Consider the following 26982-nt stretch of genomic DNA (forward strand, 5'->3'; position numbering starts at 1 on the left):
ACATACTCAGGCAGGCCAATCGGGTCGTGTAAACAGACAATAAAAAAAGGTGCGCCGATGAATAACTCATCGGCGCACCTTGAAACCTGTTCACATTTCCTCAAATTTCAACCCGAAAGTTGAAATTAAAGGTCTTGTGCGCTGCTTATTCTGCTTTGGTGCCCGCCAGGTCGCCGAGCTGGTCGCGCTCGATGGCCTCGAAGAGGGCGCGGAAGTTGCCGCCGCCGAAGCCGCGGTCGCCTTTGCGCTGGATCAGCTCGATGAAGAACGGGCCGGCTTCCGGCTCATCATAAAGAAGGGCGGCTTCTTTCATGAAGATCTGGAGCAAATACCCATCTTCGGAGCCGTCGATGGCGATCTCGAGGTCTTCCAGGACCTGCCAATCTTCGTCGATCTCGGGCACGCCCTGCTCGGCCAGCGTCGCGGGGCGCGCGGCGTAGTAGGAGTGGGGCGTGTGCAAGAAGACCACGCCGCGCTCGCGCATCTCGCGCACGACCGTGATGATGTCCTCGACTTCGAAGGCCGCGTGCTGGATGCCCGGGCCGCCGAAGTCTTCCAGGTATTTCTGGATCTGCGAGCGATGGAAATACGGGCGAAGCGGCTCATTATTGGCAAATTTGACGCCGCTTTCGGGGTCTTTGGCCACGATCGATTTCAGGCCGGACCCGGAGCCCGCGCCGGGGTTGATGTCGCTGGTGTGGAAGTCGATCTCCCAGAACTTCTCCATGCCCAGGACGTTCTTGTACCAGTCAATATACGGCTTAAGCGTGCTCATATTGACGGTGAGATGGTCGATGCCGCCGATGCCGAATTCGTTGTGCACGTCGGTCTCGACCACGTCGAATCCGGGGGCGTATCCCGGGTACTCAGCGCGCTCGACGAAGCCGAAGGTCGCGTTGCCAAGCGGGGTGGCGATCTCGAAGCGACGGTAGCGTCCGCCGTCGATCTCGTCGGTCTGGATGTCGGCGATAAAGGTCGCGCCGCGCTCCTCAAGGTGCTTCCAGGCGGCTTCGATGTCGCGCACGCGGAAGTTGACGGTGGCGATACCGGCGGCGTGGAAATGGCGGTGGTAGCTGCCGAAGGAGCCGTCGCGGTTGGGCTCGATGACTTCGATGGTGACGTCGCCAGCCTGGTAAACCGCGGCGGTATCGCCGGTCTCTTCGGTCCAGGCGTCGCTGGATTTCGCGATCTGCGTAAAGCCGACTTTCTTGGTGTAGAAGTCGTGGCTTCGCTTCAGGTCAAGCGTGACAAAGCGCAATCCGTCGTAGCCGAGAATGCCGAGATTCGTGATGTCCGTCATGATAGTCCTCGCGGTTGAAAATAGAGAGGACTCCCCGTGTGTGGAGGGTCCCGATGAAATGAAAGTACTCTGCCTGATTGACCGACTAGCGGACTTGCGCCCTCCTGTAAAGTCACGGAGATGCCTTGGGAATCCTCGGCGGGATTTCGCGCTTTGGAGGGGCGGTTTCGCCGTTTTTGGGCAGCGATTGAGCGCTGCTCAATGCCCTTGCAGAACGGCGAGGCAGGGGCCAAGATGGCGGCGATTATAAGGGTTGAATATTAAATGTGTCGAGTTGAGCGAAATCTATGAGCGAAAATACGAATTCACAGCCCGAGACCCCGGCGCGCCCCACCATTCTTGTGACGGGTGCCACCGGGTTCATCGGGCAGCATATCGTGCAAACGCTGCTCAAGCGCGGCTATTCGGTGCGCGCGATGCGCCGCGCCGGGCGTGATTTGCCCGGGATCGCTGCGTCGAAGGTCGAGTGGGTGGACGGCGATCTCGACGCGCCAGAGACCCTTCGCGCGGCGATGCGCGGGTGCCCCGGGGTGATCCATTGCGCCGGGTTCTATCCTCGCGATGGCCTCGATATGCAGGCCGCGCGGCAAAAGGGGGTCGGCCAGATTCGCAACCTATTCGACGAATGCCTGGCCCAGCGGGTGGCGCGGGTGGTCTATATTTCGAGCCCGGCGACCCTCGGGGTGGGGGATGTGTCGAAGCTGACGCGCGAGGATAAGACCGGCATGCTTCGCCCCGACCCGGAGCGTCAGGCGCCGGAGCGCCGCGGCCTCAATGAGACCGATTTCTATGTGCCCGGGACCGTGCAAAACGCCTATTTCGAGGCGAAGTGGGCGATGGAGGCCGAGGTCTATCGCTATATGCTGCGCGGGTTGGCTGCGGTGGTCCTGGTCCCAAGCGCGGTCTTTGGACCAGGCGATCATAAGCCCACCAGCGGCGAGATCATCCTGCGCATCGCGCGTGGCAAGATGCCGGCGCTGATCGGCGATACCTTTAATATGGTTGATGTGCGCGATGTCGCGGATTCTGCGGTGACGGCGATGGAGCGCGGGCGGCCGGGGCGGCGCTATATCCTGGGCGGGAGTAATTTGAGCGTCGCTGATTTTGGCGAGGCCGTCAGTCACCTGGCCGGGGTCGACGCGCCGCGCTTTCATCTGCCCTCGGCCCCGGTGCGCGGGGTCGCGCGGGCCGCCGAGAAGATCGGTCGGCGCATCGGCGCGAACCCGCCGGCCTGGGTGGTGGGCACCGATTTAATGGCGCTCTGTCGCCCGCTGCTCGATGAGCGCGCGCGCGCCGAAATCGACCACACGGCGCGCCCTTACCGTCAAACGCTAACGGACTCGATCGCGTGGTTTCGTGAAAATAACTATCTTTAAGATGTTGTAATTTATGGGCGATTTTTCTGAACCGCCAGGGAATATCGGCTGGACCAACTTTTATAGGTCTGGTATTGTTTTGACCGTCAACAGATTCAAAGCGGCAACCACGCGGCATTCGCTCGCCGATACCATTGCAGCACGATTGATTATTTGGGCTTGAGCTCACCTTCCGAGAGGATTTTCCAGATGGCAAAAAAGAAGCTACTAATTGCGGCAGTTATCGTCGGCGCGTTTGCAGCGCTTTTGGTCTATCTTTTCTCTCAGCAGCAGACTGAAAAGCTGGAGGCGATTAAGGCCGATGAGGTTGAGGTTATCTATTCGGCGACTGACGTGCCCGAGGGTGCGGCGCTGACCAAAGATAACGTGACCGTCAAGAAGGTGCCTCGCAGCAACCTTCCGCCCAACCCGATTTATCAGAGCGAGTTCTCCGATTATGTCGGCGCTCCGGTAAACCGTCGTATCCAGGCCGGCGATATGCTCCTGTCGAGCGACATCGCGTCGGTTCAGTCCGCGAACACCCTGTCGAGCCGCATTCCCCCGGGAGAGCGCGCCATGTCGTTGCCGGTCGATACGATCAGCGGCGTCTCGGGGCTGCTTCGCCCCGGCGATCGCGTCGATATCCTGGGCACCTTCCCGGTCGCCGGCGAAGAGCAGACCATTCAGGACGCCGGCGGTGGTGCCAGCACCGGTTATATGACCATTACCCTGCTGCAGAGCGTGACGCTGCTGGCCGTTGGTCAGGAGATCTCGGGAATCAGCGCGGGCGGCCAGGACGGTTCGGGTCGGGCACGCGGCGGATATAGCACCATCACCCCGTCGGTCACGATCAGTGAGGCCGAACTGCTCACCATCGCGCAGACCCGCGGCGAGCTGATGATTCTTCTGCGTAACTCCGAAGACGTCGAGCAGGGAACGATCAAGAGCACGACCCTACGCCGCGTGCTGGAGGACCTCGAGGTCATCAACACGATCCGCCACACGCGTCAGAAGACCAAGCGTCCGGCGAAAAAGAAAGAGCCGGAAGGACCGGTCATCTTCCGCGGCTCGGATCGCTAAGCAAACGTTCATAATATATGAACTTACAATCGAAAACACGGCGTGGATCGACTCCCCCTTACCCCTGTATAGAGGCAGGAGGGGGTAGCCCACCCCGTGTTTTTGAGTTTTAAGGCGCGAAATTTGCGCTCGCGCCGCGCGAGAAATGCAGTAACTGGAAAATAAGCGGGCATACCAGGGGCAACATAGCTTACAAGATAGCTAATCTTGATGTATGCTCGGGCAGAACGCTTGAATGTTTATTGAAATTATGGTGCCCCACAGCGGGCTACTGATATGGCTCACCCGAAACCGGGCTGGGTTTTTGGATGGAATCGAGGAGTGATATGCGGCAGTACAAACGGTTGGGACTACTCTTAGTGATGTTGCTTGCGAGTTCGGCAGTCGTGGTGACCCACGCGCCGAGTGAAGTTCATGCACAGGCGCCGGACAAAGAGTTTAATCTCGCGGTCGGCGAGACGCTGACCTTCAGTGGTCGTGGTGTGCGTTCGGTAAGTATCGGACTTCCCAATATCGCGGACGCCCAGGTCATCAGCAACGGACAACTCTTGGTGACCGCCAAGCAGCCCGGCACGACCACCATCAATATCAACGGCAGCAGCGGACAGCGCACCCTCTTGGTCCGCGTCGTCGGCACCAACCCGCAGTCGCTGGCCGAAGAGGTCCGCGAGGTGCTCGGGTCGGCCTCGGGCGTCGAAGTTCGCGTGGTGAAGGGGCGCGTCCTGCTCGAGGGCGAGGTGTCCGGCGAGCAGTTTAAGCGCAAGATCGACGTGATGACGGGGCTTTACCCCAACCAACTGCTTAACTTCACGACCTATCGCGAGGCGTTCGTTGAGGACGCTCGCATGGTCGCCGTGGACCTCTACTTCGTCCAACTCGCCACCGTGAATCGTGACGAGCTTGGCGTGAAGTGGGGCCAGTTTGTCGGGGCGAACTATACGTTCGGCACCGGCGATGTGCCGCTGTATTACGGCAATAACGCTCAGCTCGAGTCGGGCGTGCTGCCCGGTAAGACCGGCACCCTGCTCTCGGAGCCGGCCCGGCTCACCGGCGGCGACGGCCTGACCTCCTATTTCTCGATGGTCGGCCAGGTCAACGTTGCCCTGGACTTCCTGGTCTCCAACGGCCTGGTCAAGACCATCAACCATGGCAAGATCATCACCGAGGCAGGCAAGGCCGCCGAGTATCATAACGGTGGTACGCTGCTGATTAAGATCGCCGGCACGCAGGTCGCGACCCTCGAAGAGATCCCGTACGGGCTCGAGGTCAAAGTCACGCCGGTTATCGACGTAAATGACCAGGTGAAGCTCGACATCGTCATGGACTTCAGCGAGCTGGATTACTCCAACGCCGTCGACAATATCCCCGCGCTGCGAAACACCTCGGTCGTCAGCGTGGTCAACACCGTGGCTGACCAGTCGGTGCTGATCTCGAGCCAGATGAATATCAACGATACCTCCAACACCAGCGGTATCTGGATGCTCTCGCGCATTCCGATCCTCGGCTGGATGTTCAAGAGCCGCAACTTCCTGGGCAGCTCCCTGGATAACGCGCTCTTCGTGACGCCGCGGGTCTACAAGCCGGGCAAGCAGGTTCATGAAGAGATGATCGACGGCGTCTTTAAGGGACTGATGGACGCCGGCGCGGAACCCGAGGACCTGCCGGACCTTATGACCCAAAAGGCATCTCGTAGTGCTGCCCCTGCGGCGCCTGCTGAGACGCAAGAGGACCCGGCGCTTCTGGAGTAAAAGAGTAAAGCGCGCGGCATCGGTCGGCTCCTGTTGGCCGGTGCCGCGCGCCTAAATAGTCCGACCCGCCGGCCAAACCCCCTTTGACCACAGTATGGAAAGATGAAGCAAATACGTGTGCTCGATAGTAATGGGCAGGAATATCTCTACCCGGTCGACAAAGCGGTCGCCGAAGTCTCGTTGGGGCGCAGTAAGAGCAACGATATTGTCTTGAGCAGCAAGGCAGTAAGCCGGCGCCACGCGATCATTAAGGTGATGGGGGAGCGCATTGTGCTGGTGAACCAGTCCGCCAACGGCGTTCTGGTGGGTAACCAGCGGGTCGATCGCGTCCACGAACTGGCCCTCGGCGAATTCGCGGCCATCGACACCTATCAATTTTGTGTCGAGGATGTCGCCGGGCAGGTCGGCCATCAGCGCGCGCCACGCCGGCGTGACCGCGTCGCCGGGCGACGGGAATCCCGAGGCAGCGCAAGCACCACCGCGCATATGCCGGCCCAGAGCCGCCCGCGCGCTACCTCCCGCCCCGCGATCAGCGAGGGCGCCGCGCTGGCAGCCGCGCCGTCCCCCCCGCTGGCGTCGGCCTCCCCGCTCGGCAACCACCGTGATCTCGACAGTTATCTTGGCAAAATTGCCCCGGCGACCGACTTCGAGGAGCCGCGCATAAACCTCTCCGGGCAGCCGGTGCAGGTGATCGACCGCGCCAAGCGTATGGCCCTGGTCGAGGTTAAGGCGATGTTGCACGACGCGCTTAAAGAGCGTCTTGACCTCCATAGTTTTGAAATTACCGACTATCGTACTCCGCGCACGGTCCGCCAGGTTTCGGAGCGACTCAAGCAGTTGCTCGAGATTCACGCCCACGCGATCCCGCCCCCTTACAGCCGCGATGACGTCTTCAAGGAGTTGATGGACGAGGTCTGCGGGCTTGGCCCGATTGAGGACCTTATTAAGCACCGAAAGGTCACCGAGATTATGGTCGTCGACCGCGACCATATCTACGCCGAGCTCAACGGGGACATCGTGCTGACGGACCGCTTCTTCAATGACGAGAAGTCGATGATGACCGTCATCGAGCGAATCGTTATCCCGCGCGGCCGCCGCATCGATGAGTCGAACCCGCTGGTCGATACCCGACTCGCCGACGGTTCGCGTGTGAACGCCGTCATTCCGCCGCTCGCCCTTAAAGACCCCTGCCTGACGATTCGTAAATTCCCCGAAGATCGCCTCGGCGTCGGGGACCTGGTGGGCTTTAAGAGTATGACCCCGGAGATGGCTAAATTCCTGGGTCGCTCGGTGCGCGCGCGCAAAAATATCGTCATTTCGGGTGGTACCGGTTCCGGTAAGACGACGCTGCTCAACGTGTTGTCCAGCTTTATTGGGGTGACCGAGCGTGTTGTCACCATTGAGGATGCCGCCGAGCTCCAGATGCAGCAGGAGCACGTGGTCAGCCTTGAGACCAAGCCGCCCAACCTCGAGGGCAAGGGCGAGGTGTCGATCCGTGACCTGGTGAAGAACGCCCTGCGTATGCGCCCCGACCGGATTGTCGTCGGTGAGTGTCGTGGCGGCGAGGCGCTCGACATGCTCCAGGCGATGAACACGGGCCATGACGGCTCGATGACCACGGTCCATAGCAATAGTCCGACCGAGGCGATTTCGCGTCTGGAAACCCTGGTGCTGATGAGCGGCATGGAGCTGCCATCGCGCGCCATCCGCCAGCAGATCGCCAACTCTATCGACCTCATCGTGCAGCAGTCGCGCTTCAGCGACGGCAGCCGGCGCATCTCATATATCACCGAGGTCTGCGGGATCGACGAGGACGAGCATATTCGCCTCGAGGATATCTATCGCTACCGTCAGACCCACGTGGATCAGGATATGAAGGTTCACGGCTACCACCTGGCGACAGGGTATCTGCCGAGCTTTCTCAACACCTTCTTGGTGCAGGGCTTGGCCGATGAGGACGATTTTTTCTAAGATTTCGGTGTTTTTCGCGCCGGGAACGTGGTTGCGCTACCCCGGGCTCAGCGATACAATCGGAGTTGTTGAGGACGTATAATTTTAGGACGAAGGTACGTGCTCACGAAACGTGGCGCGTGACGCCGTTATTTCGAAGTTTTCTCAATCGGGAGTCACGAAAGTGCTCTATCTTTGGTTAGCACTCATCGCAGTTTTTCTAGCCTGTGTCTTGGCCGTCATCGGCGGTGGAGACTGGGTGGCCGGCCGAGTTGCTCAGGAGCGAGGCGTCTACGAGCGCATCGTGGGTAAGGAACTCTACCGGCTCTTCTTGAACGTGACTCCGCAAGAGTTCGTTCTGATCCATATTTTCATCACCCTGGCCGGCGCTGGCATCGGCGTGCTCGCCCTGGGCGGCGTGATCGGCGGTGTGGGCGGGTTGGTCGCCGGGTTCTTCGCGCCGCGCCTGTGGCTCAAGCGCGAGTGGTCCGCGCGAATCCGTCAGATCGACGAGCAGATCGAGGAAGCCATGATCTATATGGCCAACTCCTTTAAGGCGAACCCGTCGCTGCCTGAGGCGATGGCCGACGTCACCACGGCGATGCCTGCGCCTATCAGCCAGGAGCTGCAGGTTATGCTGCGCGAGTACAAACTCGGCACCCCATTGGATGACTGCCTGATTCGCCTGCAGCAGCGCATGCCCGCCCGAAACCTCGAATTGGCGATCTCGGCGCTCCTGGTCGGACGTACCGTCGGCGGCGATATCCCCAAGATTCTTGAAGACATTGGTTCCACCATCCGCGAGAGCTACCGGCTTGAGCGCGTCATCGATACTCAGACCGCCCAGGGTAAAATGCAGGCGTGGGTCATGGGGTCGATGCCCGCCATCGTCGTCACGGTGTTCTACCTGATGGACCCGGAGCTCATCGGTCCGCTCTTCAACACCCTGACCGGCTATCTTATTTTGTCGGTCGCCATCGTTCTCAATATCATCGGTGTGATTCTAATTCTTAAAATCGTCAACATTCGCGTCTAAGACCGGGATTTCATCGTGGACTTATTGTTAAGCCTGAACCCAACCATACTCATCGTCAGCGCGGCGGCGCTGATGTTCCTATCTTTCGCGCTTCTGACCTACGGCTTTGTGCCCGACGAGGTCCAAGAAGATGAGATTTACGGTTATCGGCTCACCAAGCGCGCCCGTTTGCTCCAGGAGGAGACGCTCTACGCCCTGGCGTTGCCGATGATTAAGGTGTTCGCGCATTATTTCCGGATGGTGCCCGAGACCGATAACTTCATCGAGCGGATTCGCAAGAACCTGCGCACCGAGCTGCCGCGCTCGGGCTATATGGGCGCGTTTACCCCGAACGAGTTCCTGGGCACCTGCTGCACCGTGGGCCTGGGGGCTTTCACCTTCGTGCTGGTTTTCTCGACCCTCTTTGCCGAGTCCGCGAATATTCCGATCGCCATCATCTTCGGCATCGCCTCGCTCTATTTTCCGTTTCTTAGCCTCAGCGGCGCGATCGCCAACCGGCTCATCGAGATCGACCGACGACTGCCCTATACCATCGACCTGATGGTCCTCTCGATGCGCGCAGGCCTCGACTTCATGACCGCGTTGGACCGCGTCGTGACCCGCGGCCAGCAGCAGAACCCGGATGACCCGATGATCCAAGAGTTCGGCGTGGTTCTCCAGGAGATGCGCGTCGGTACGTCGAAATCCGACGCCCTGCTCAACCTGTGTGAGCGGGTCGACTCCGACTATCTCAACTCCATGGTCGGCGCGATCATTCAGTCCGAGAAGCGTGGTACCCCGCTGGCCACGGTCCTCGAAATCCAGATCGACACCATTCGAAATAAGCGTACGCAGAAGATCGAGAAAGCGGCCAGTGAGGCTGCGGTTAAGGTCCTATTTCCGTTGATGTTCATTTTCGCGGCGGTTGTCGTCGTGGTCATGGGCGCCATGATCTTGAAAGTCAAAGGATCTTCCTAATACGAAGAACTCCGGAAGCCGATTACTTTTAATAAGGTATAATCACGATGCCGTCTTTTTGGCTCGAGCACGAAGAACACGGGCAAACACGAGATTTCAGTTTTCAGTCCACGACGGTCTCGATTGGGCGCGATAAAGCGTCGGATTTTGTCCTAGACCACCCCACCGTATCGCGAAAACACGCCGTCATTGCCTATAAGCACGGCTCGTTCTATCTCGTCGTGCTGTCTCGTAGCGGGCTGACCGCGATCGACGGGCAGCCGGTGCAGGGCGAGGTGTTGCTTTATGATTCGAGCGTGCTCCACGTTGGCCAGTTGGAGTTTCGTTTTCGTTCGGACGACGCGCCGCTTAAGCCGGCTGCGCCCGCTCACTCGGGCGGCATGACCGGTGGGGCCTCGGGCCTTCAGGGTGGATTTGGGGCGGCGGTGAATACGCCGGTGCCCCAGGCCGGATTCGGCCAGACGCCAGGCTTTGGCCAGGCGCCAGGGCTCGGACAGCCGCAGGGATTCGGCCAGGCGCCAGGGCTCGGACAACCGCAGGGCTTCGGTCAGGCGCCGGGGCTCGGACAACCGCAGGGCTTCGGCCAGGCGCCCGGGATGGGCGACGCGCCGGGACTCGGTCAGCAGCAAGGTATGGGCGGATTTGGCTCACCCCTGTCGGCAGGCCTCGGCCAGGCCGGTGGCGCGCCGCAACTTAACGGCGCCAATACCCCGGCCCCGAAGAAGGCCGGCGACGCGGGCGCCAGCTGGGACCAGATCGCCAATAGCTCCGAGGCGATGCTCGATGCCTCCGGCGCGAAACAGGAGACGATCCACGACCGTCTCAATAGCTCCAAGAAGGAAGAGAAGACCAACCCCGTGTTGATCCTCGTGGCGGGTGCCGCGATCCTCGGTTTGGTGTATTTTAGCTTCTTTAGCGGTGGCGGAGACCAGTCCTCCGAGGCGGTTCAGGAAATTCCGGTGCTCGAGCAAACGCCCGTTGAGATCAACGTGAGTTGCCTGGGCCAGTCCGCGTGTGTGCAAAGAGCGGAGCAAGCCTATAAGGTGGGCACCGAGAAGATCCAGCAGAAGACCGTCGCCATTCCCAACCTCTTTGAGGGGTATAAGAAATTGCTGGAGGCCGAGGCCTATTTGGCCAAGGCCGGCGACGTCGCGCCTCCTGCTTCGATGGCGGGTCTGGCCGCGAAAAAGGACGCGACCCGCGCCGAACTCAACACCATCTGGACGAATTATCGCGTCGGCTTCGCCAAGGCGAAGAAGCGCAATGAATACCGCGAGATGGCGCGCCAGTTGACCGCTCTGCAGGACTATTTCCCGGACCGCACGGCCCGAGAGAACCGGTGGAGCACTCAGCAGGCTCAGAAAATGAAAGAGGATGGCATTTATCCTAAACGTTTTTAGCGCGCCGGCGGTGGCGTCGCGCGCTCGCTCGACGACCTCCAAATAGATATTTTTACATGACCTCCAAAACATCAGTAACCCCCTCGACTTCGACTCGCACCCAACGCTCGTGGCGCTGGGTGCGCGTCGCCCTGTGCACTGGCGCGCTTTGCGTCGCCGCGGGGTGCGTGAGCACTCAGCAGCGCGGCGATCGTGCGTTCAAGGCTGGCCTCTATACCGAGGCGCTCGACCACTATGAGCGCGCCATCGATGGCGGGGATAATTCGGCCCAGATCTACGCAAATGCCGCTCAGGCGGCGCTTCGTATCGGCGACTTCTCCCTGGCCGAGCGGTATTTTAACCGCGCCATGGGCTTTGGCGGCGGAGAAGATGTCGCGCGTGAGTTGGCCGACTTCTATATCGCGACCAGCAACTATACCAAGGCTGTGCGGGTGTTGCAGACTGTGCTCGAGACCACCGATGACCCTCAGACCGTATTTAACGACCTGGGGGCCGCGTTGATGTACGCCGGCTCGCCGCTCAACGCCGAGTCCTACCTGATGGTGGCTCAGCAGATGAAGCCCAGCGACCCGGTGCCCTACGTCAACCTCGGCGTGCTCTATGATAAGCACCTCAATAACCCGCGTTTGGCCTACGGCTTTTATAATTGTTTTCTGGAATTGAGCCCCAATTCTCGCCAGAGCGGCAAGGTTCGGGCGCGGGTGAAATCGTTGGAGTCGAGCTTCGACGGCGATGGCCTGGGGCCCGCTGAGGTGTCGTGTTCGGCGCCGTACCAACCGGTGATGACTGAACCGGGCGCCATGAAGGGCGAGTTGGCCCGACGGCTCGGCCAGGGCGCGGAACCCGCCGAGGTGAAGCCCTCCGGGGACGCCACCGATTTGCCGGAGCAGACGGGCGAGCAACCCGGCGAAGAAGGCGGCGAGATAACCATCGACCGCGGTGTTGTGGAGCCGCCAGCGGCCGCGTCGTCGGCGCAGCAGAATCCGGCCGAGGCTGGAAAACTTCGCGATGAACAGGTGGTCGCCCTTGCCGAAAGTGCCTTCGCCAATCACAATCATCAGGAAGTTGTTAATTTGCTAAAAGGCCTGCCGGCCGATGCGCTGACCACGCCCTTGATGGGCATTTATGGTCAGTCGCTGGCGGAGGTCAAAGAGTATGACCGCGCGCGGCGGTGGCTAAGCGCTACGATCGCCGAGAAGCCCGCGCCCGCCGAGGTTCAGGCGTTGTGGACTGTGTACCGCGCGTTGGGCGAGCCGCAGGCTGCAGACGCGTTGTGCGAGCGGTTCGAAGGCGCGAAGGGCTATGGGGAATTCCTCAAAGCCTGCGCCTCGGCGGCTGACCTCGGCGAGGCGAAGACGTCGGGGAATCCGGCAGAATAACCTGGCTTTTGGTGCCAAGGGTGTCCCGAAGACGGCTCGTGGGATGACCGATAAGGCGAAGTTCGACTCCAATTTGGATGCCTCTATGAAGACTCAACTTCACCGCAGTTTGCGCCGGGGCGTGGGAGCCACGACGACCGAAACGGTGATGTTGCTTGTCCTCGTCGCGATGGTTGTCGTGGCAGGCCTTAAGGTCTTTGGCGGGGGCGTGGGGCAGAAGGTCGAGTTTGCCAACGACTCGGTCGGCGCGGTGAGCATTCAGGATAACGAGATGGATCGGCTGCGCGCCAATCAGCGGCGCGCCGACGCAAAGCGCGCCTCGCAGGGACGCGGAGCCGCTGCGGCTCCGAGCGGCGCTGCGGGCACGCCTCAGGCCGAGGGCGCCGCGACCGAAGGTGCCACGGACAAGAAATCGGGCGCCCCCGCCCCCGCTCAGACGAACGCTGCGGTGGCGCCAACCGGTGGTTGCGGCGGCTTTAATCCGTTCGCGATTCCCATCATCCTGGGGCTGCTCGGGTTGCTTGGCTATGTCGTAGTAAAATCACGCAAGGGGTAGCAGTTGAAGCAAATTCCTGAGTCCAATGACGCCTCGCCGGCCGCGGCGACTTCGCTTCGCGCGCTCTTTCGATGGCCGATACCCCTGGCGCTCATCTGGCTGCTCGCCCCGGTGGTGGGCCTGTCGCTGCGACTCGCGCTCGCGCCCATCACTCCGCACGACTATTGGTGGTCGCTGGCGATGGGGAACCTGATCGCGTCGGGCGCGGGGATTCCGCATGAAAACCTCTTTCTCTATACGATGCCGGCAGATGCGCCGTTCTTCAACCAACCCTGGTTGAGCCAGTTGATGATGGCGAAGTTGCTCGATAATTTCGGGCATGCCGGGCTCCTTATCCTGCGAAATATTACGACGGTTCTGACGACCACCGCGCTGCTTGGGTTGGCGCTTTGGCGGGTGCGGGAGCCGCGCATCGTCGGTGGGCTGGCGCTCTTGGCGGTCGCCGCCGGGGCGCCGGTCTTCGCCGTGCGCACCCAGATGTTTGCGTTTCTTCCCTTCATGTTGTTGCTGGGCGTGCTCTTTGGCGTCGCCGATAGGCGACTCAGTCGGCGCTGGCTTCTGCTATTGATTCCGCTGACCGCCTTGTGGGGTAATCTGCACGGGACCTTTATTCTGGTGCCCATTCTCGTTGGGCTATGCGGCGGGGCGCTGGTCGTCCAGGAGTGGCTGGAGACGCGGCGGATGCCGATGCGCGAGGCGCTGGTCTGGGGTGGCACGAGCGTTATGACCGCGCTCGCCGCCCTGCTTAACCCGCAGGGGGTGGGCATCTATACCTATGTCCATCAGCTGACGGTCGTCTCGCCGGTCTCCCAAAGCGTGAGTGAATGGCAGCCGCCGGATATCTCCGAGCCCTACGGCCTGCTTGTGTTTTTGGTGTTGGTCGTGGGCCTGAGTCTGCTGGCCCGTGACCGAAAGAACCTGAAGCTCTATGAAGTCGCGCTCTTTGCCGCCACCACGTACCTCGCCTTCGGCTCGATTCGGCATATGTTCTGGTGGGCGGCGATGATGATGCTGGTCCTTCCTGGCCCGCTGAGTCGAGCGCTCAAGCTTGATGATTGGCGCGAGTCCGCTACCACCGGCGCCCAGGGGGCGCTGCACATGGTGCTCGCCGTCGTGATGGTCGGCGGCCTGGTGCTGAGTCAGCCGGGGCTTCCCGTGCATCAGACGGGCGTGGAATTGTTGAGCGGGGCGACGCGCCGGGCTGGCCCGGGAAAGGGCATGATCGACACGGATACGCCGACCCAGATCATGGAGGGGATGTTGCGCGACGGCTATCCGGGGCGCATCTTTCATAGCCAGAGCGTCGGCGGTTATCTTGCGTATGCGCTGGCGACGCCCGTGCCCCGGCAGGTCGCGTTTGTGGACCAGCGTATGGAGATGATCCCCGAGTCCCTATGGGAGGTCTATTTCGAGATCGCTGGGGCAAAAGACGGCTGGCAGGAGGTGCTCGACGGGTATGGCGTGCGGACGCTCTTGCTCAGCCCAGGCGAGCAGAGTGGGCTGATTCGCGCCGCCCAGGCGGACCCTGACTGGGTCCTTGTCGCCGTCGACGAGGGGCACCTGCTCTTCTTCCGCGCCGACCAGCGCGACCATCTTATTCGATGGCGCTGAGCACCCAGCGGAACATAAAAAACGAGCCGAGCAAAAAGGCGATATCGATCATGAGCATCACGACCGCCCAGGTCTGAACGCCGGTTGGGTCGCCCCCGGGCATCAGCAACCCGGTCGCCTTTACCCCCCCGATCAGCAGCGGCACCACCAGCGGAAAGAGCACCAGCGGCAGGAGCACGTCCTTGAGGCTATTGTGCACGAGCATGGCCGAAATAAGCGTGCCGAGGATGGCAAAGCCAAGCGTCCCTGCGCCCAAAATCACCACAAACCAGCCGAAATGCTCGAAGATATTGACCGAAAAGGCCAGGGCGAGCATGGGGACCAGCGCCAACTCGAAGACGCCCATAAAGATGAGGTTGACCAGCAGCTTCGAGGTGTAGAGTGAGGTCTGGGTCCCCGGGATCAGCGCCAGCGCGCGCAGGCATCCGCTCTCTTGCTCCTGGGCAAATGTGCGCCCGATCGCCAGCATCCCCGAGAAGATGATCGCCACCCATAGGATGCCCGGGAAGACCAACGCCACGGTCTCGTCGCGCTGGTAGAATGCGAAGGTAAAGATCAGCATCAGCAGCAGCGAGAAGGAGGTGGTCGTCACCAGGGTCTCGCCGCTGCGCAGCTCGCGCCGCAGGTCTTTTCGAACCAGGGCCGTCACCTGTGTCGCAAACGATGGGTTCATTGTCGTGGGTCGGGTTGAGTGTGGAGGAGTCAGTTGCGCGCGGGCGGGCGCAGAAGCGGTATACCAAGAAAGCACCGAGCCGGCACTTAACGCGCCGGCTCGATTTATTCGATTGTCCCGGCTGCTCGGGTTTAGAACTGCAGCGCGGCGTTCACCAGGAAGGACCAGGTGTTATATTCCTGCACGCGGAAGCGGTTGCCCGAGGAGTCGAAGGTCGCGTTATAGACCGGGTTGCGCTCAAGCGCGGCGTCCGGGCCGGTGAGGTCGACGGTGTCGTCGGGGGTGACCTCAAGCGCGTCGTCCGCGTCGCGTCCCGTGCGGGAGTTCGTCAGGAAGTGCTCCTGGCGATGCTTGAGGGCGACCAATGCCTTAATCTGGAAATACTCGGTCGGCTGAAGATACACGCCGAGCTGTCCGGCGAAGGTCGCGTAGTCCTCGACCGTCATCAAGCCGTCGGTCTGGAACGGGGTCGACTTCGACGTGGTGCTCAGGTCGTAGGCGGCGTTGGGCGAGGCGTTGCCCGGCTCTTGCACGATCCAGGCGCAGGCCACGTCGGCCGGGTTGGTCAGGTTGCCGTTGGTGTCGAATTGCGGCATCACGTCGCCGAGCGTCTTCCGGTTACACTGGCTGTTGGCGAGGTGGTCGAACAGCGGCGTATAGTCACGCCCCTCGCTGACATAGCCCATGGTGAAGCGCAGGTCGATCGCGTAGCGCGCGCCGGTCTCTGCATCTTCGAAGGGGATGAACTCGGTGCCGATGGTGATGTCACCGCGCATCGGCGCGTTCTCGATCACCTGACCCTGGTTGCCCGGGTAGGATTTGCGCATCGGCGAGTCGCTGGCAAGCAGCGGCAAGAAGTATTCGAGGCCGAAATAGGGGTTGATCCAGTCGAATTGGCGCGAGGAAGCCAGCTTCCAATGCAGCATATGCTGGCCCTGACCCACGGCGTCGTTATCGGCGCGCTTAATCGGCGCGATCGGCATGGTATAATCCATGCCAATGAGCAGCGTCGCTTTGGTGTCATCGCGTTGGTCGTTGAACGGCGCCCATGCCAGGCCGATCGTCGGATCCGCAAACCCCGAGCGCTCGTAGGTCGAGCCTTCGTTGGCGAGGTCAAAATAGCGGTACATGCTGAAGCCATCCAACTCGCGGAGGTTGACGTCGTTGGGGTTGCCGCGCGTGAAGACATTGCGGGCGTCCGCGTTCACGCGGTCATTGGACGGGTCCACCGACGAGTTAGCCGCGTCGACGCCGTCGGCATATTTCAGGGTCGCGGAGCTGCCGATGACGAAGGGGACGTCGATGCGCAATTCCAGGTCCTTATACAGACCCGCGCGCAGCGCCAGGTTAAGGGTGCTCTGCGAGTATTCGTAGTCCATCTCGCGGTTGTAGACCATCTCGGGCGTGGAACAACGGCCCTGTCCTTCGACAAGTCGCGGGTTGTTCATGACCCCGGGTTGTCCCGCATAATCGGCTCGATTCGGCACGCAGGGGGCTTCACGCGAGATCTTCGCGCTGGATATATCGTATTGGAACGAGGGTTCCAGATTAAAATCGAAAGGATTGTAGGTGTCCTTATCGAAATCATCAAAGTCATCGGCCGCATCAAGCAGATCGGTATATTCAGCCGCGTTCGCGGACAGCACCGGCAACGAAATGGCCACAGCCGTCGCGCAAAACAAGGAGGAACTCAGAAAAAAACGACGCATAAAAAACTCCTGCAGGCGCGTAAATCACGATCACTAATATTCAAAAAAGCACCTAGTACAATAAGCTCGAAAATCACCCGGATTGCTACCAGCAAGCCCCCCAGAGTGTCAAGTTTAGCAAGGGGATAGGTGTCTGCGTGGGCCGGGCGATTTTGGGAGGACGGCTGGCGCAGACAATCGAGCCCCGCCGGGGCGCGCGAAGTTAATTTTAGCGGCCTAAGCGCGCCGATTCTTTTGACAAGTGCAGAAAAGCGAGGCCATGGCAAATCTTAAACTAATTCATTGACAATATGCCCATTGGTATGGTTGAATCGGGGCGTTGAGTAACCTCGCCGAAATTAAGATGTAAGCTCGTGGCATCCCCATGTAAAACTCGTCTTTACGGCCTTCGGTATCAGAACCTTTTTTGAGTACGTTTCGTCCGCATGAAACGTTTGCCCAGGTTTCCCACCGCCTTAGACATAGTTATCGTAGTATGAGTCGCGACGTCGAAAAATTATCGCCAGGCAGCATCCTCAAGAACGCACGCCTCGCTATGGGGCTAAGCCTGCAGGAAGTGGCTGCGATCTCGCGTATTACTCAGACCATGCTCGGTAATCTTGAAGCCAATCGCTTCGATGAATACAGCGCAGACGTCTTTTTACGCGGCCATTTGCGTGGATACGCCCGGGAGTTGCGTCTTGACCCCGAGGTCGTGATCCAGGCGTTTGAGCGCTATACCGGCGCTCAAAGCAACTCGCGTGTCGAGCTTCCCGAGCGCCGCACCGCCGCGCTGAAGTCGATCTCGAAGGCGAAGAACAGCGCGCGCAAGCAGGTCGCTGGTTTCGGCTCGCAGATCACGAATCTTAGCCGCGGACTCCAACTGACGCATCTCGTCGCGGTTGGTCTGGTGCTCGTCGTTCTGGTCCTGGTGGTCAACGTCGTAAATAGTGGCCGCGCGACCGCAAAAGACTCCGTCGAATTCCCCACCGCCGGTGAAGAGCAGTGGGAAGTCGAGCAGGCCGCGCAGGAAACGCGCTGGGCGCTGGAGCAACCCGTCGAAGCGGCGCCCGTTGAGACGGACGACCTCCGCTGATTCTAGCAGCACGCGGACGCTACAGATGATACACAAAAAAGCCGGCGATCTCCGAGGAGATCGCCGGCTTTTTTGTGCGCGTTGTGTCGCCGTGATTGCTCATGGCGACACAGTCGGCTTAGCCCAGCACGTCGCGGTGCAGCGTCACGCTCACCGGGCAATGGTCGGAGCCCATCACGTCGGGGTGAATCTCGGCGGCCATCAAGAATTCCATCGCCCCCGGGGAGGCCAGCACATAGTCGATACGCCAGCCGACATTGCGCGCGCGGCAATTTCCCCGGTAGGTCCACCAGGTATAGTGCTCGGGCTCAGCGCAAAAATGGCGGAAGGTGTCGGTCCAACCCGCGTCGAGCCACTGCTGGAATGAGGCGCGCTCTTCGGGGCGAAAACCGCTGGTCTCGCGATTGGTCGTCGGGTTCGCCAGGTCGATATCCTGGTGCGCGGTGTTGAAGTCGCCCATCACCAGCACCGGCTCGCCGCGCTCGAGCGCTGGTTGAAGCATTTCGCGCAAGCGGTCATAGAAGTCGAGCTTATAGGGGATGCGGCTCAGGTCGCGATTGGTGCCGCTGCCGTTGGGGAAATACACATTCGCAATGGTCAACTTCCCGAGCTTGGCGATTTGAGTGCGCCCCTCGCGGTCGAATCGCTCCTCCCCCATCGTGGTGGAGACCTCGTCAAACGCCTTGCGTGAATACAGGCCGACGCCGCTATATCCCTTCTTAAACTCTGCCGGGAAGAAATGCGTCTGCCAGCCCTCGGGTTGGCTCACCTTTTTGGTGAGCTGCTCCTCGAGCGCGCGCACCTCTTGGAGGCCGACGACGTCGGCGTCGCTGCCGTGCAGCCAGTCGAGGTAGCCCTTGCGCGCGCAGGCGCGCAGTCCGTTGACATTCCATGCGTAGATTTTGAGAAGATCAGCTGAGTCAGTCATTTTTAGAGGTCACTGCGGGGAGATGAATTCGCGGATTTCACGGACTCTTGCTCGCTTGAACCGCCGCGAAGGTCAAGTGGAATTGAGCTTTAGGTGCGCGGTGTCTCCCCGTCAAAAGAGGTGAAACTCACCGCGGGCGAGTAGGGCGAAGACATCCATGGCGACCGCCACGCTCACGTGAATGGCCACCCCCAGCCAGATGCTTCGCGTGTAGAGAGAGAGCACGCCCAGCGCGATGCCGGCGAACACCGCGCCCAGCGTTTCGGGCAGGGGTTTGCCGAAGTGGATCATGCAATAGGGGATGACCGACAGCAGCACCGAATAGATGCCAAAGCGCTTCTTTGTCGCGTGCAAGAGCACGCCGCGAAAGAAGAACTCGAGGCTCATAAATTGCAGGGCATAGGTCAGCTCCCAGACCACAAATTCGGCGGGGCTTCGCCCGGCGAGTTTGTAGAAGGGGTAGGTGTTCTGAAAGCTGTCGGTGAGCGACATCAGGTAGACGAAGGGCAGGACGATAAGAAAGAGACCCACATAGATCCACCAATGCTTGAGCGCCCCCTTCAGGCTCAGCCCCATATCGCGCAGACGCTCGCCCATCACGAATTTGACGTAGAGCGCGGGGATCAGCATATAGCCGACGAAGGTGCAGCCGGACCAATACATCAGCCGCGCGAGCCGGGCGTACTCGCCGGTGCGAAAGGTGTAGATGATGCGCTCGTTGGCGTTGTCGACGAAGAGTGACAGGGGCGCCTGAAGCGTGGTGTATTTTCCGGAGCCGCCGAAATACTCCAAAAAGCTCAGCACAAAACAGGCAAGCGCGACCAGCCCGAGCAGGCGCCAGTCGACGCGGCGCCGATTCTCGGCGAGCCACTCGAAGCTGTCGTTTTCGACCTGCTCGAAGGCGTCCATAAAGTCGGTCTTGCAGCGCTGCAGCGTGTTTTTTATCGATGGGGGCATGCCAATGCGGCTCGTAAGGGCTAGGGGTTGGGGCGGCTTTGGAAGATTCTGCTGTTCTATCTCGTTCTAATTGATAGCGTTTGCGTCCTGAGATTCGCAAATGTTGGATAAGCTGTTAGAAGTGAGATTGACAAGTGTACGCTACCCAAGCGTCGTTTCTTATCATCAAAATGTGATTGAATTATGCAGCCGACCTTTCGAAACCCAGCCCGTGAAAACGCAGCCGACTCCCCGCGCACCGTCGCCTTGCTTCCCCCAGAGCTCGCCAACCAGATCGCGGCGGGTGAGGTGGTCGAGCGCCCGGCCTCGGTGGTCAAGGAGCTGGTCGAGAATTGCCTGGACGCCGGGGCGAGGCGCATCGAGGTGGCGATTAAGGACGGCGGGCGCGAGCTGATCCGGGTCGAAGACGATGGCTGCGGCATGGTGCGCGAGGATGTGCTGCGCGCCGTGGAGCGCCACGCAACCAGCAAGATTTCGCGCATCGAAGACCTCCAGGCCATCGGCACGCTCGGGTTTCGCGGCGAGGCCTTGCCCTCGATCGGCTCGGTGTCGCGCCTGGAGATCTGCAGCAAGACCCACGGCGCGGTCGAGGGGACGCGGGTGGTGATCGAGGGCGGGGTGATTAAAAAAGTCGAGGCCTGCGGCATGGCCGCCGGGACCGTGATTACGGTCCAGGACCTCTTCTTTAATACGCCCGCGCGCCTCAAATTCTTGAAGACCCCGTCGACCGAGAGCCGCCATATCACCGAGATGTTGGTGCGCATGGGGCTGAGCCGGCCGGATGTGCGCTTTTTGCTCAAAAAAGACGATAAGATTCGCCTGGATTTCCCGGCGGTCGATGACCTTAAAGATCGAGTGCTCGAGGTGCTGGGGCGCGAGGTCTACGACGATCTTTTCCCGACCTTCGAGTATCCGTCGATCAACGGCGTGGTCGCGCGCGGGTATTTCTCCAAGCCGAGTCATTCGCAGCGCACCTCGAAGAATCTCTACGCCTTTGTGAACGGGCGCTATGTGAGCGACTCGACCATCCGCGCGGCGATGAAAGGGGCGTACGGGACGACGATGGACCGCCGGCGTTATCCCTCGGCGGTGATCTTCGTGGACGTGCCCTTTGAGATGGTCGACGTGAACGTGCATCCGGCCAAGACCGAGGTTCGCTTTCATGACACCGGGCCGATCTATCGGGCGGTGTATCACGCTATCGGCGACGCGCTGGCCGAGGCGCCCTGGCTGGAGCGCGAGGGGCGCAAGGTCTATCAGCTCAAGGATAGCCAGAAGTTGAGCTGGGAGCGCGGCGCCGACGAGGAGTCGGACGCGCCGGTGGGCGGCTATGACGCGTCTTATTCGGGGGGCAATTATCCCGGGGGCGACACCTCGATGGTGAAGCCGTCGATGGCAAGCTTTGAGCCGCTCAACGCCCGCCACCGTCGGATGTCGGAGCTGCAGGGGCGCGGGTTTACGCCGACGGGGCGCGGCGAAGTCGCCTCGCCGTTCTTCTCGGGCCAGCCCGGCTCGCCGCAGCGTGGGTTCTCGGTGCGCGGGGCCGCGCCGCTTGCCGAGCCGCCGCGCATCGGCCTGGGCGAGACGGGCGAAGAGCCGCCCGGGGAGCACGCGGGAGGCAACGCCTATTTCTCGTCGCTCAAGGTCATCGGGCAATTTAAGCGCCAATATATCGTGTGTGAGGATGCCTCCGGGATGCTGATTATCGACCAGCACGCGGCCCACGAGCGCATCGGGTTTGAGCGGCTGCGCGCGCTCTACGCCAAGGAGCATAAGCAGACCCAGCCGCTGCTCTTCCCGCTGCGCATGGAGCTCGACGCGCTGCGCGCCGACGCGCTCGAGGAGAACCTCGACTTCTTCGCGCAGGCGGGCTTTGAGATCGAGCATTTTGGCGGCCAATCCTACGCGCTCAAAGCGGTACCGGCGGTGCTCCAAAAGGCCAAGCATGAGCGCATGATCAAGGACGCGATCGACGACCTGGGTAACGTCGGGCGCTCGGAGCGGGTCGAAGAAGAGATGGAGGCGATCCTGAGCCGCATGGCCTGTCATTCGGTGGTGCGCGGGCCGACCGCGCTGAGCCTGGAGGAGTGCGAGGCGCTGCTGGTCCAGATGGATGAGATCGACTTTAAGGCGAATTGTCCGCACGGGCGCCCGGTCTATTATCGCATCCCGCTTTTGGAGTTGGAGGAGTGCTTCGAGCGGCGCTGACCCGCCGCTTCGAGACGTCCATCATCAAGGCCAATCATCAAGGCAAGCCACACGATGCTCCACTTCACCAAAGAGTCGCCCATCAACGCCACGCCCCGCCAGCTCTGGCGGTGGCATCTGCAGCCCGATGCCTTTGATAAGCTCGTGCCGCCCTGGCAGAAGGTAAAGGTCTTAAAGCGCCCCGAGCGTTTCGAAGACGGCGCAATTTTAGTGATGAAGGTCTACGCCATCGGGCCCGTCGGCATGCGCTGGGTCGCCAAACATCGTGACTTTATCGAGGGTGAGCAATTCGTCGACGAGCAGCTCAGCGGGCCGTTTCGCGCCTGGGTGCACACGCATCAATTTGTGCCGGCGGACCCGGCGCTTGGGCTCGATGAGGGCACGAGCATCCTGCGTGATTCCATCGAATACGACCTGCCGCTGGGCCCGCTGGGCGCGGCGCTCGGCGGCGGCATCGCCGAGCGCATGCTCGAGAAGATGTTCGACTACCGCCACAAGGTGACCGCCGAGGCGCTCGACGGGCGCTAAACCTCACTTCGCCTCGTCGGCGCCGAGGTCCGGCGCGGCGCCTTTATCATGCGTCTCCCCGTCGATATCCAGGCCAGCTTCGCTCACCGAAACCCCCTTATCAATCGCCTCGTTTGCCCCGTCGGCCAGGTGGAAATCAAGGTTCGAGGCGTCGACGAAATAGCTCGCGTCGATGCCTTCTTTATTATTCTCGACCCGCCCCGACGCCCCGCCGCGCACGGTGATGCGCCGGGTGAGGTTATTGCGGATGTCGACGTCGGTGTTGGCGAAGCGGTAGTCGATGGAGCTGAAGAACCCGGTCGCCGCGTCGGTCGAGAAGACGGTGTTATGGTAGACCTTGGCGCCCCGGGCCTGGGCCAGCTCGATGCCGGTGTCATACCAGGGGATGTCGGCGTAGATCACGTTATTTCGGATGACGCCGTCATAGTGTCCGATATGTCCGACCCCCGGATAGGGGTCGTCGGCGTAGGCGCGGCCCTGGCCATTTTCGACCAGGCCGAAGCCGATGCCGCGGGCGCAATTGACGATGAGGTTGTTTTCGACGAGCGTGTCGCGCGGGCCCTTCCAGAAGTGAATTGCGTGCTCCGCGAGTCCTTCGCCGGCGCAATAGATCCCGTGAAACTCGTTATGGCGCACCACCCATCCGCGGGCGGAGTGCACGTCTATGCCGCCGGTATAGCAGCCGCCCGGGTTGCGCTCGACGTTGGGGCGCCCGGCGTCGGTCATCTCGAAATACGAGCATTCGACGCGCCCGTAATCGACCCAGGCATCGCGCGCCGAGTTCGAATTGACCTTCACAAATTGCTCGCCAGCGTCGATAAGGCGCAGGCCGTAGAGCACGGTTCCCGTGACGTCGACCCCCGCGCTGCCGGGGGTGACGTGGACCGGATGATCGACCGCGCGGGTGATCGTGATATGGGCGAGCGTGACGTCTGAGGCGGTGATAAAGGCGACTTCGTTGACGCTATAATTGGCGTCGATGATGACAGCGCTCGCGTCGTCGGAGGCCGAGCGAAGGGTGACGCCGGGGGTGCGAAATTGCAGCGGCGCCCCGAGCATATAGGTGCCGTCTTCCAGCAAGATGGTCGTGCCAGAGGCGGCGTCGCGCACGATCTGCGGCAGCTCGCCGACCTGGGCGGGGCTCACGCGCACCTCGGTTCCGGCGCTCGCCGGCAGCGGGGCGCAGCCGGTCGGGTCGACGGGCTCACTCGTGTCTGCGTCCGGCGTCGCGTCGCTTTCGGCGTCGGTTGATATTTCGGCGTCCGAGCCCGCGTCGGGCGACGCGGTGTCTTCGTCGGCGGCGGTGTCCAGGGTAGAGGCGTCCTGATTTGAGGCGTCGACGCTGGACGCATCCCCCGTGTTATCGCTAGGACTGCCGGAGTCATCCGAGCAGCCGGCGAAGATGGCGAGGGCGACGAGAAGGATGCTGAGTTTTTTCATGGATCGATCACTCGAAGACACGTAAAGAATGAAGATGGCGCGTAGCATTTTGGAATAACGTCGCGCACTATCGCATATCGGCGCGCCGGCTAAAAGTCTTTGGGCCGCCTAAGCCCTGAGTTGCGAACTGACGCACCCTCATATTGAGCAAATTATTCTATGGACATCGCCAATATCTCGACCCACGGACTGCCTCGCATCATCGTGCTCGGCGGGCCCACCGCTGTGGGGAAGACGCGCTTTTCGCTCGCCCTGGCCGAGGCCTTCGGCGCCGAGATCGTCAATTACGATAGCGTCCAATTATACCGCCACCTCGACATCGGCACCGCCAAGCCGAGCGCCGAGGAGCGCGCGCGGGTGCCGCATCATCTCTTCGACGTGCTCGACCCGGATCAGGAGAGCAACGTCGCCGATTATATGGCGATGGCGCACGCGACCATCGCCGAGATCGTGGGGCGCGGAAAAGTTCCCCTATTGGTCGGCGGCACCGGGATGTACGCGCGCATTCTGGTCCATGGGATCTTCGAGGCGCCGCCGGCCGACCCCGAGATTCGCGCGCGCCACCGCGAACTCGTCGACGCCCACGGCGAGGCGCATTTGCACGCGATGCTCGCCGAGGTGGACCCGGAGCTTGCCCAGAAATTCCACGAGAACGATGTCCTCCGGGTGAGCCGGGGGCTTGAGATCTACGAGCAAACCGGTAAGGCGCTCAGCGTACATCAGCGTGAGCATCGCTTCCGCGAGCCGAATTACGACGCCCTGAAAATAGGGCTTCTTCGCCCGCGCGAAGAGCTCTATGATCGCATCAACCAACGCGTCGATCAGATGATGGCGCAGGGGCTCCTTGACGAGTATAAGGAGCTGATCTCGCGTGGCTACGATCGGCGGTTGAAACCCTTGCAGTCTCTGGGGTATCGCCAGATGCAACAACATCTCTTCGAAGATGTGCCGCTCGATGAGGCGGTTGAAGATATGAAGGTATCGACGCGCCGCTACGCCAAGCAGCAGATCAGCTGGTTCCGCAAGGAGCCGCGACTTCATTGGGCGCTCGCTCCTATCCTGGAGCAGGGGGCCCAGCAGGATGAGTGGCGGTTGCCCGCGACGGTGCGCGACGACATCGAGGCATTCATCGCCGGCGCCCCCACCGACCAGCTCGACCTCTCCTGGGCCCAGCTCGACTCGCACAACGTCGAGCGCTGATAATGACGCTTTGATGACCTCAAGATTTTGCCCCAAACTACGTGACGGAAACGACTATGAAGCCACTTGTCTCACCCTATATTATGCAGGTTAAACCCTATGTCGCGGGCAAGCCGATCGAGGAGCTTCAGCGCGAGTTGGGCCTGAGCGATATCATCAAATTGGCCAGCAATGAGAACCCGCTTGGGACCAGCGAGAAGGTGCGCGAGGTGGTGCGAAAATCGGCCGAGCGCCTTCATATTTATCCGGACGGCGCGGCCTTTGAGCTCAAGCAGGCGATCTGTGATTTCCACGGCGTTCAGATGAACGAGGTCGCCACCGGGGCGGGCTCCGACGAGCTCTTGATGCTCGCCATCGACACCTTTATCGACGCGGGCGCGTCGCCCAAAGACCAGGGTGTGGTGGCCGAGTATTCCTTCGGCTCCTACCCCATCTCGCTTATCGGCCACGGCGCAGAAGTTGTGACCGCGCCGGGTCTCGACGGCTTTCAGGTCGACGTGGACGCGATGATCGCGGCCTGCGGCGACGCCACGAAATTGCTCTTCTTGGCCAACCCCAATAATCCCACCGGCACCTATGTCTCCGAAGACAAGCTGCGCAAATTGCTCGTCGAAGTGCCCGAGCATGTCGTGGTGGTGATCGATGAGGCTTATCACGACTATATTCAGGCCGATGACTACGCCACGGCCCTGGATTTTCGCGACCTGCGCGAGCGCCTGATCATCACGCGCACCTTCAGTAAATGCTACGGGCTGGCCGGGCTTCGGGTCGGCTATGCGGTGAGCACGCCCGAGATTACCGACGTGATGAACCGCATCCGCAAACCCTTTAATACGAGCCTGGTCGCCCAAGAGGCGGCCATCGCGGCGCTGGCGGACCGCGAATTTGTCGCCGAGTCGGTGCGCGTTAATAATGAGGGTCGCGCGCAATATGAGAAGGGCTTTGCGCAGATGAAGGAGCTCGGCCTTGAGTGGGTGCCGAGCCAGACCAACTTTATGTTGGTGAAGTTGCCCGTCCCGGGGCGCGCGGTCTATGACGCGATGCTCGCCCTCGGCGTGATTTTGCGCCCGATGGATGGCTACGGATTGCCGAATTATTTGAGAATTTCAATTGGAACACAGGCCGAAAATGCGCGCTGCTTGCGCGGGTTGAAAGAGGTCATCCCCACGCTTTGTGCGCAAGGAGTAGATGCATGATTGTAGCCATCGACGGGCCGGCTGGCGCCGGGAAATCGACCATCGCGCGCCGCGTCGCGCGGCGCCTGGACTTCCAACTTATCGACACCGGCGCGATCTATCGCACGGTCGCCTGGCGCGCGGTCGAGGCCGAGATGAACCTCGAAGACGCCCCGGCCATCGCCGAATTGGCGGCGTCGCTTCATTTCGACTTCAAGCGCGACGAGCAGGGCGAGAATCGCCTGATCTGCGACGGTCGGGTGATGGGCAATGAGATTCGCACGCCCGAGATCAGCCTGGCGTCGAGCCAAATCTCGAGCCACCCGGAGCTTCGCCAGGCGCTGCTGCAGATCCAGCGCGACCTGGGCGAGCGTGCGTCCAGCGTGTTGGAGGGGCGAGATATCGGCACGGTGGTCTTTCCCAGGGCCGACGTGAAGATCTTTTTGACCGCGTCCAATGAGATTCGCGCCCAGCGCCGGGTCGACCAGATGCGCGAGCGCGGCGAGGCCGCTGAGCTGGAGCAGGTCCTGGCCGAGATCGTCGAGCGCGACCGCCGCGACTCCGAGCGCGCCGCCGCGCCGCTCAAGCGCGCCGATGACGCCGTCGACATTGACACGTCGACGCTCGATATCGACCAGGTCGTGGCGAAAATACTCGAGGTGGTCACCAATGGCGGGTTTGCAGATCAGCGCTGAGTTGATTACAACCAGCCATTGA

22 protein-coding genes are annotated in these 26982 nt (G+C 61.2%); 16 read left to right on the forward strand and 6 right to left on the reverse strand.

The genetic code is table 11. The features are described 5' to 3' along the window. Nucleotides 1–145: 145 nt before the first annotated feature. Nucleotides 146–1300, reverse strand: coding sequence for a 4-hydroxyphenylpyruvate dioxygenase family protein (locus DN745_RS00670; RefSeq protein WP_111331203.1), 1155 nt, complete (start codon nucleotides 1298–1300; stop codon nucleotides 146–148). 287 nt (nucleotides 1301–1587) lie between these two features. On the opposite strand from DN745_RS00670, the gene DN745_RS00675 reads away from it, so the two are divergent. The 10 genes from DN745_RS00675 (at nucleotide 1588) to DN745_RS00720 (ending at nucleotide 14372) form a co-directional block, all read left to right on the forward strand. Further along, the gene (locus DN745_RS00675; RefSeq protein ID WP_111331205.1) at nucleotides 1588–2676 is read left to right on the forward strand and encodes an NAD-dependent epimerase/dehydratase family protein; all 1089 of its coding nucleotides are present in this window, start codon (nucleotides 1588–1590) and stop codon (nucleotides 2674–2676) included. Between the two features lie 189 nt (nucleotides 2677–2865). After that, entirely contained in the window at nucleotides 2866–3735 is an 870-nt protein-coding gene (cpaB, locus tag DN745_RS00680) for a Flp pilus assembly protein CpaB (RefSeq protein ID WP_111331207.1), read from the forward strand. Nucleotides 3736–4061: 326 nt separating this feature from the next. Continuing rightward, nucleotides 4062–5483 (forward strand): type II and III secretion system protein family protein, encoded by a 1422-nt coding sequence (locus DN745_RS00685; protein ID WP_162687370.1) that lies wholly within the window; start codon nucleotides 4062–4064, stop codon nucleotides 5481–5483. A gap of 102 nt (nucleotides 5484–5585) precedes the next feature. After that, nucleotides 5586–7454 carry a TadA family conjugal transfer-associated ATPase gene (locus DN745_RS00690; protein ID WP_111331211.1) on the forward strand — a complete coding sequence of 623 codons (1869 nt, stop codon included), beginning with the start codon at nucleotides 5586–5588 and terminating at the stop codon, nucleotides 7452–7454. Between the two features lie 163 nt (nucleotides 7455–7617). Next, complete coding sequence (locus tag DN745_RS00695; protein ID WP_133622132.1) at nucleotides 7618–8469, forward strand: type II secretion system F family protein; 852 nt, start codon at nucleotides 7618–7620, stop codon at nucleotides 8467–8469. A gap of 15 nt (nucleotides 8470–8484) precedes the next feature. Then, nucleotides 8485–9426: a type II secretion system F family protein gene (locus DN745_RS00700; protein WP_133622133.1), complete on the forward strand. Its 942-nt coding sequence runs from the start codon at nucleotides 8485–8487 to the stop codon at nucleotides 9424–9426. A 47-nt stretch (nucleotides 9427–9473) separates the two neighbouring features. Further along, nucleotides 9474–10826, forward strand: a complete 1353-nt coding sequence (locus DN745_RS00705; RefSeq protein WP_111331217.1) for an FHA domain-containing protein — start codon at nucleotides 9474–9476, stop codon at nucleotides 10824–10826. 167 nt (nucleotides 10827–10993) lie between these two features. Further along, entirely contained in the window at nucleotides 10994–12205 is a 1212-nt protein-coding gene (locus tag DN745_RS00710) for a tetratricopeptide repeat protein (RefSeq protein WP_162687371.1), read from the forward strand. 85 nt (nucleotides 12206–12290) lie between these two features. After that, nucleotides 12291–12761 (forward strand): hypothetical protein, encoded by a 471-nt coding sequence (locus tag DN745_RS00715; RefSeq protein ID WP_133622134.1) that lies wholly within the window; start codon nucleotides 12291–12293, stop codon nucleotides 12759–12761. Between the two features lie 3 nt (nucleotides 12762–12764). Then, nucleotides 12765–14372, forward strand: a complete 1608-nt coding sequence (locus DN745_RS00720) for a hypothetical protein (protein WP_111331223.1) — start codon at nucleotides 12765–12767, stop codon at nucleotides 14370–14372. On the opposite strand, the gene DN745_RS00725 is transcribed toward DN745_RS00720, so the two are convergent. Both DN745_RS00725 and DN745_RS00730 read right to left on the reverse strand, forming a co-directional pair. Further along, nucleotides 14356–15045, reverse strand: a complete 690-nt coding sequence (locus DN745_RS00725; RefSeq protein ID WP_111331225.1) for a heme exporter protein CcmB — start codon at nucleotides 15043–15045, stop codon at nucleotides 14356–14358. The genes DN745_RS00720 and DN745_RS00725 overlap by 17 nt on opposite strands. Nucleotides 15046–15176: 131 nt before the next feature. Then, nucleotides 15177–16754, reverse strand: a complete 1578-nt coding sequence (locus tag DN745_RS00730; protein WP_133622135.1) for a hypothetical protein — start codon at nucleotides 16752–16754, stop codon at nucleotides 15177–15179. 475 nt (nucleotides 16755–17229) lie between these two features. Between DN745_RS00730 and DN745_RS00735 the strand changes: the two genes are divergently transcribed. Then, nucleotides 17230–17829 carry a helix-turn-helix domain-containing protein gene (locus DN745_RS00735; RefSeq protein ID WP_111331229.1) on the forward strand — a complete coding sequence of 200 codons (600 nt, stop codon included), beginning with the start codon at nucleotides 17230–17232 and terminating at the stop codon, nucleotides 17827–17829. Nucleotides 17830–17947: 118 nt separating this feature from the next. Here the strand turns inward: DN745_RS00735 and DN745_RS00740 are convergent, their stop codons facing one another. Next, complete coding sequence (locus DN745_RS00740) at nucleotides 17948–18757, reverse strand: exodeoxyribonuclease III (protein WP_111331230.1); 810 nt, start codon at nucleotides 18755–18757, stop codon at nucleotides 17948–17950. 111 nt (nucleotides 18758–18868) lie between these two features. Further along, entirely contained in the window at nucleotides 18869–19714 is an 846-nt protein-coding gene (locus DN745_RS00745) for a CPBP family intramembrane glutamic endopeptidase (protein WP_111331231.1), read from the reverse strand. 183 nt (nucleotides 19715–19897) lie between these two features. Here DN745_RS00745 and mutL point away from each other — a divergent pair, with 183 nt between their 5' ends. Continuing rightward, nucleotides 19898–21922, forward strand: coding sequence for a DNA mismatch repair endonuclease MutL (mutL, locus tag DN745_RS00750; RefSeq protein WP_111331232.1), 2025 nt, complete (start codon nucleotides 19898–19900; stop codon nucleotides 21920–21922). A 54-nt stretch (nucleotides 21923–21976) separates the two neighbouring features. Beyond that, nucleotides 21977–22450 carry an SRPBCC family protein gene (locus DN745_RS00755; RefSeq protein ID WP_111331233.1) on the forward strand — a complete coding sequence of 158 codons (474 nt, stop codon included), beginning with the start codon at nucleotides 21977–21979 and terminating at the stop codon, nucleotides 22448–22450. A 3-nt stretch (nucleotides 22451–22453) separates the two neighbouring features. Here the strand turns inward: DN745_RS00755 and DN745_RS00760 are convergent, their stop codons facing one another. Further along, a complete protein-coding gene (locus DN745_RS00760) occupies nucleotides 22454–23890 on the reverse strand; it encodes a right-handed parallel beta-helix repeat-containing protein (RefSeq protein WP_111331234.1) in 1437 nt (478 codons plus the stop codon). 159 nt (nucleotides 23891–24049) lie between these two features. Here DN745_RS00760 and miaA point away from each other — a divergent pair, with 159 nt between their 5' ends. The 3 genes from miaA to cmk are packed head-to-tail and all read left to right on the forward strand — an operon-like array spanning nucleotide 24050 to nucleotide 26960. Next, nucleotides 24050–25090, forward strand: coding sequence for a tRNA (adenosine(37)-N6)-dimethylallyltransferase MiaA (miaA, locus tag DN745_RS00765; RefSeq protein WP_111331235.1), 1041 nt, complete (start codon nucleotides 24050–24052; stop codon nucleotides 25088–25090). Between the two features lie 56 nt (nucleotides 25091–25146). After that, nucleotides 25147–26286, forward strand: a complete 1140-nt coding sequence (hisC, locus tag DN745_RS00770) for a histidinol-phosphate transaminase (protein ID WP_111331236.1) — start codon at nucleotides 25147–25149, stop codon at nucleotides 26284–26286. Next, a complete protein-coding gene (cmk, locus tag DN745_RS00775; RefSeq protein ID WP_111331237.1) occupies nucleotides 26283–26960 on the forward strand; it encodes a (d)CMP kinase in 678 nt (225 codons plus the stop codon). Before hisC ends, cmk begins: the two co-directional genes overlap by 4 nt. Nucleotides 26961–26982 lie beyond the last annotated feature (22 nt).

The organism is Bradymonas sediminis (assembly GCF_003258315.1).
GTDB classification, from domain to species: domain Bacteria; phylum Myxococcota_A; class Bradymonadia; order Bradymonadales; family Bradymonadaceae; genus Bradymonas; species Bradymonas sediminis.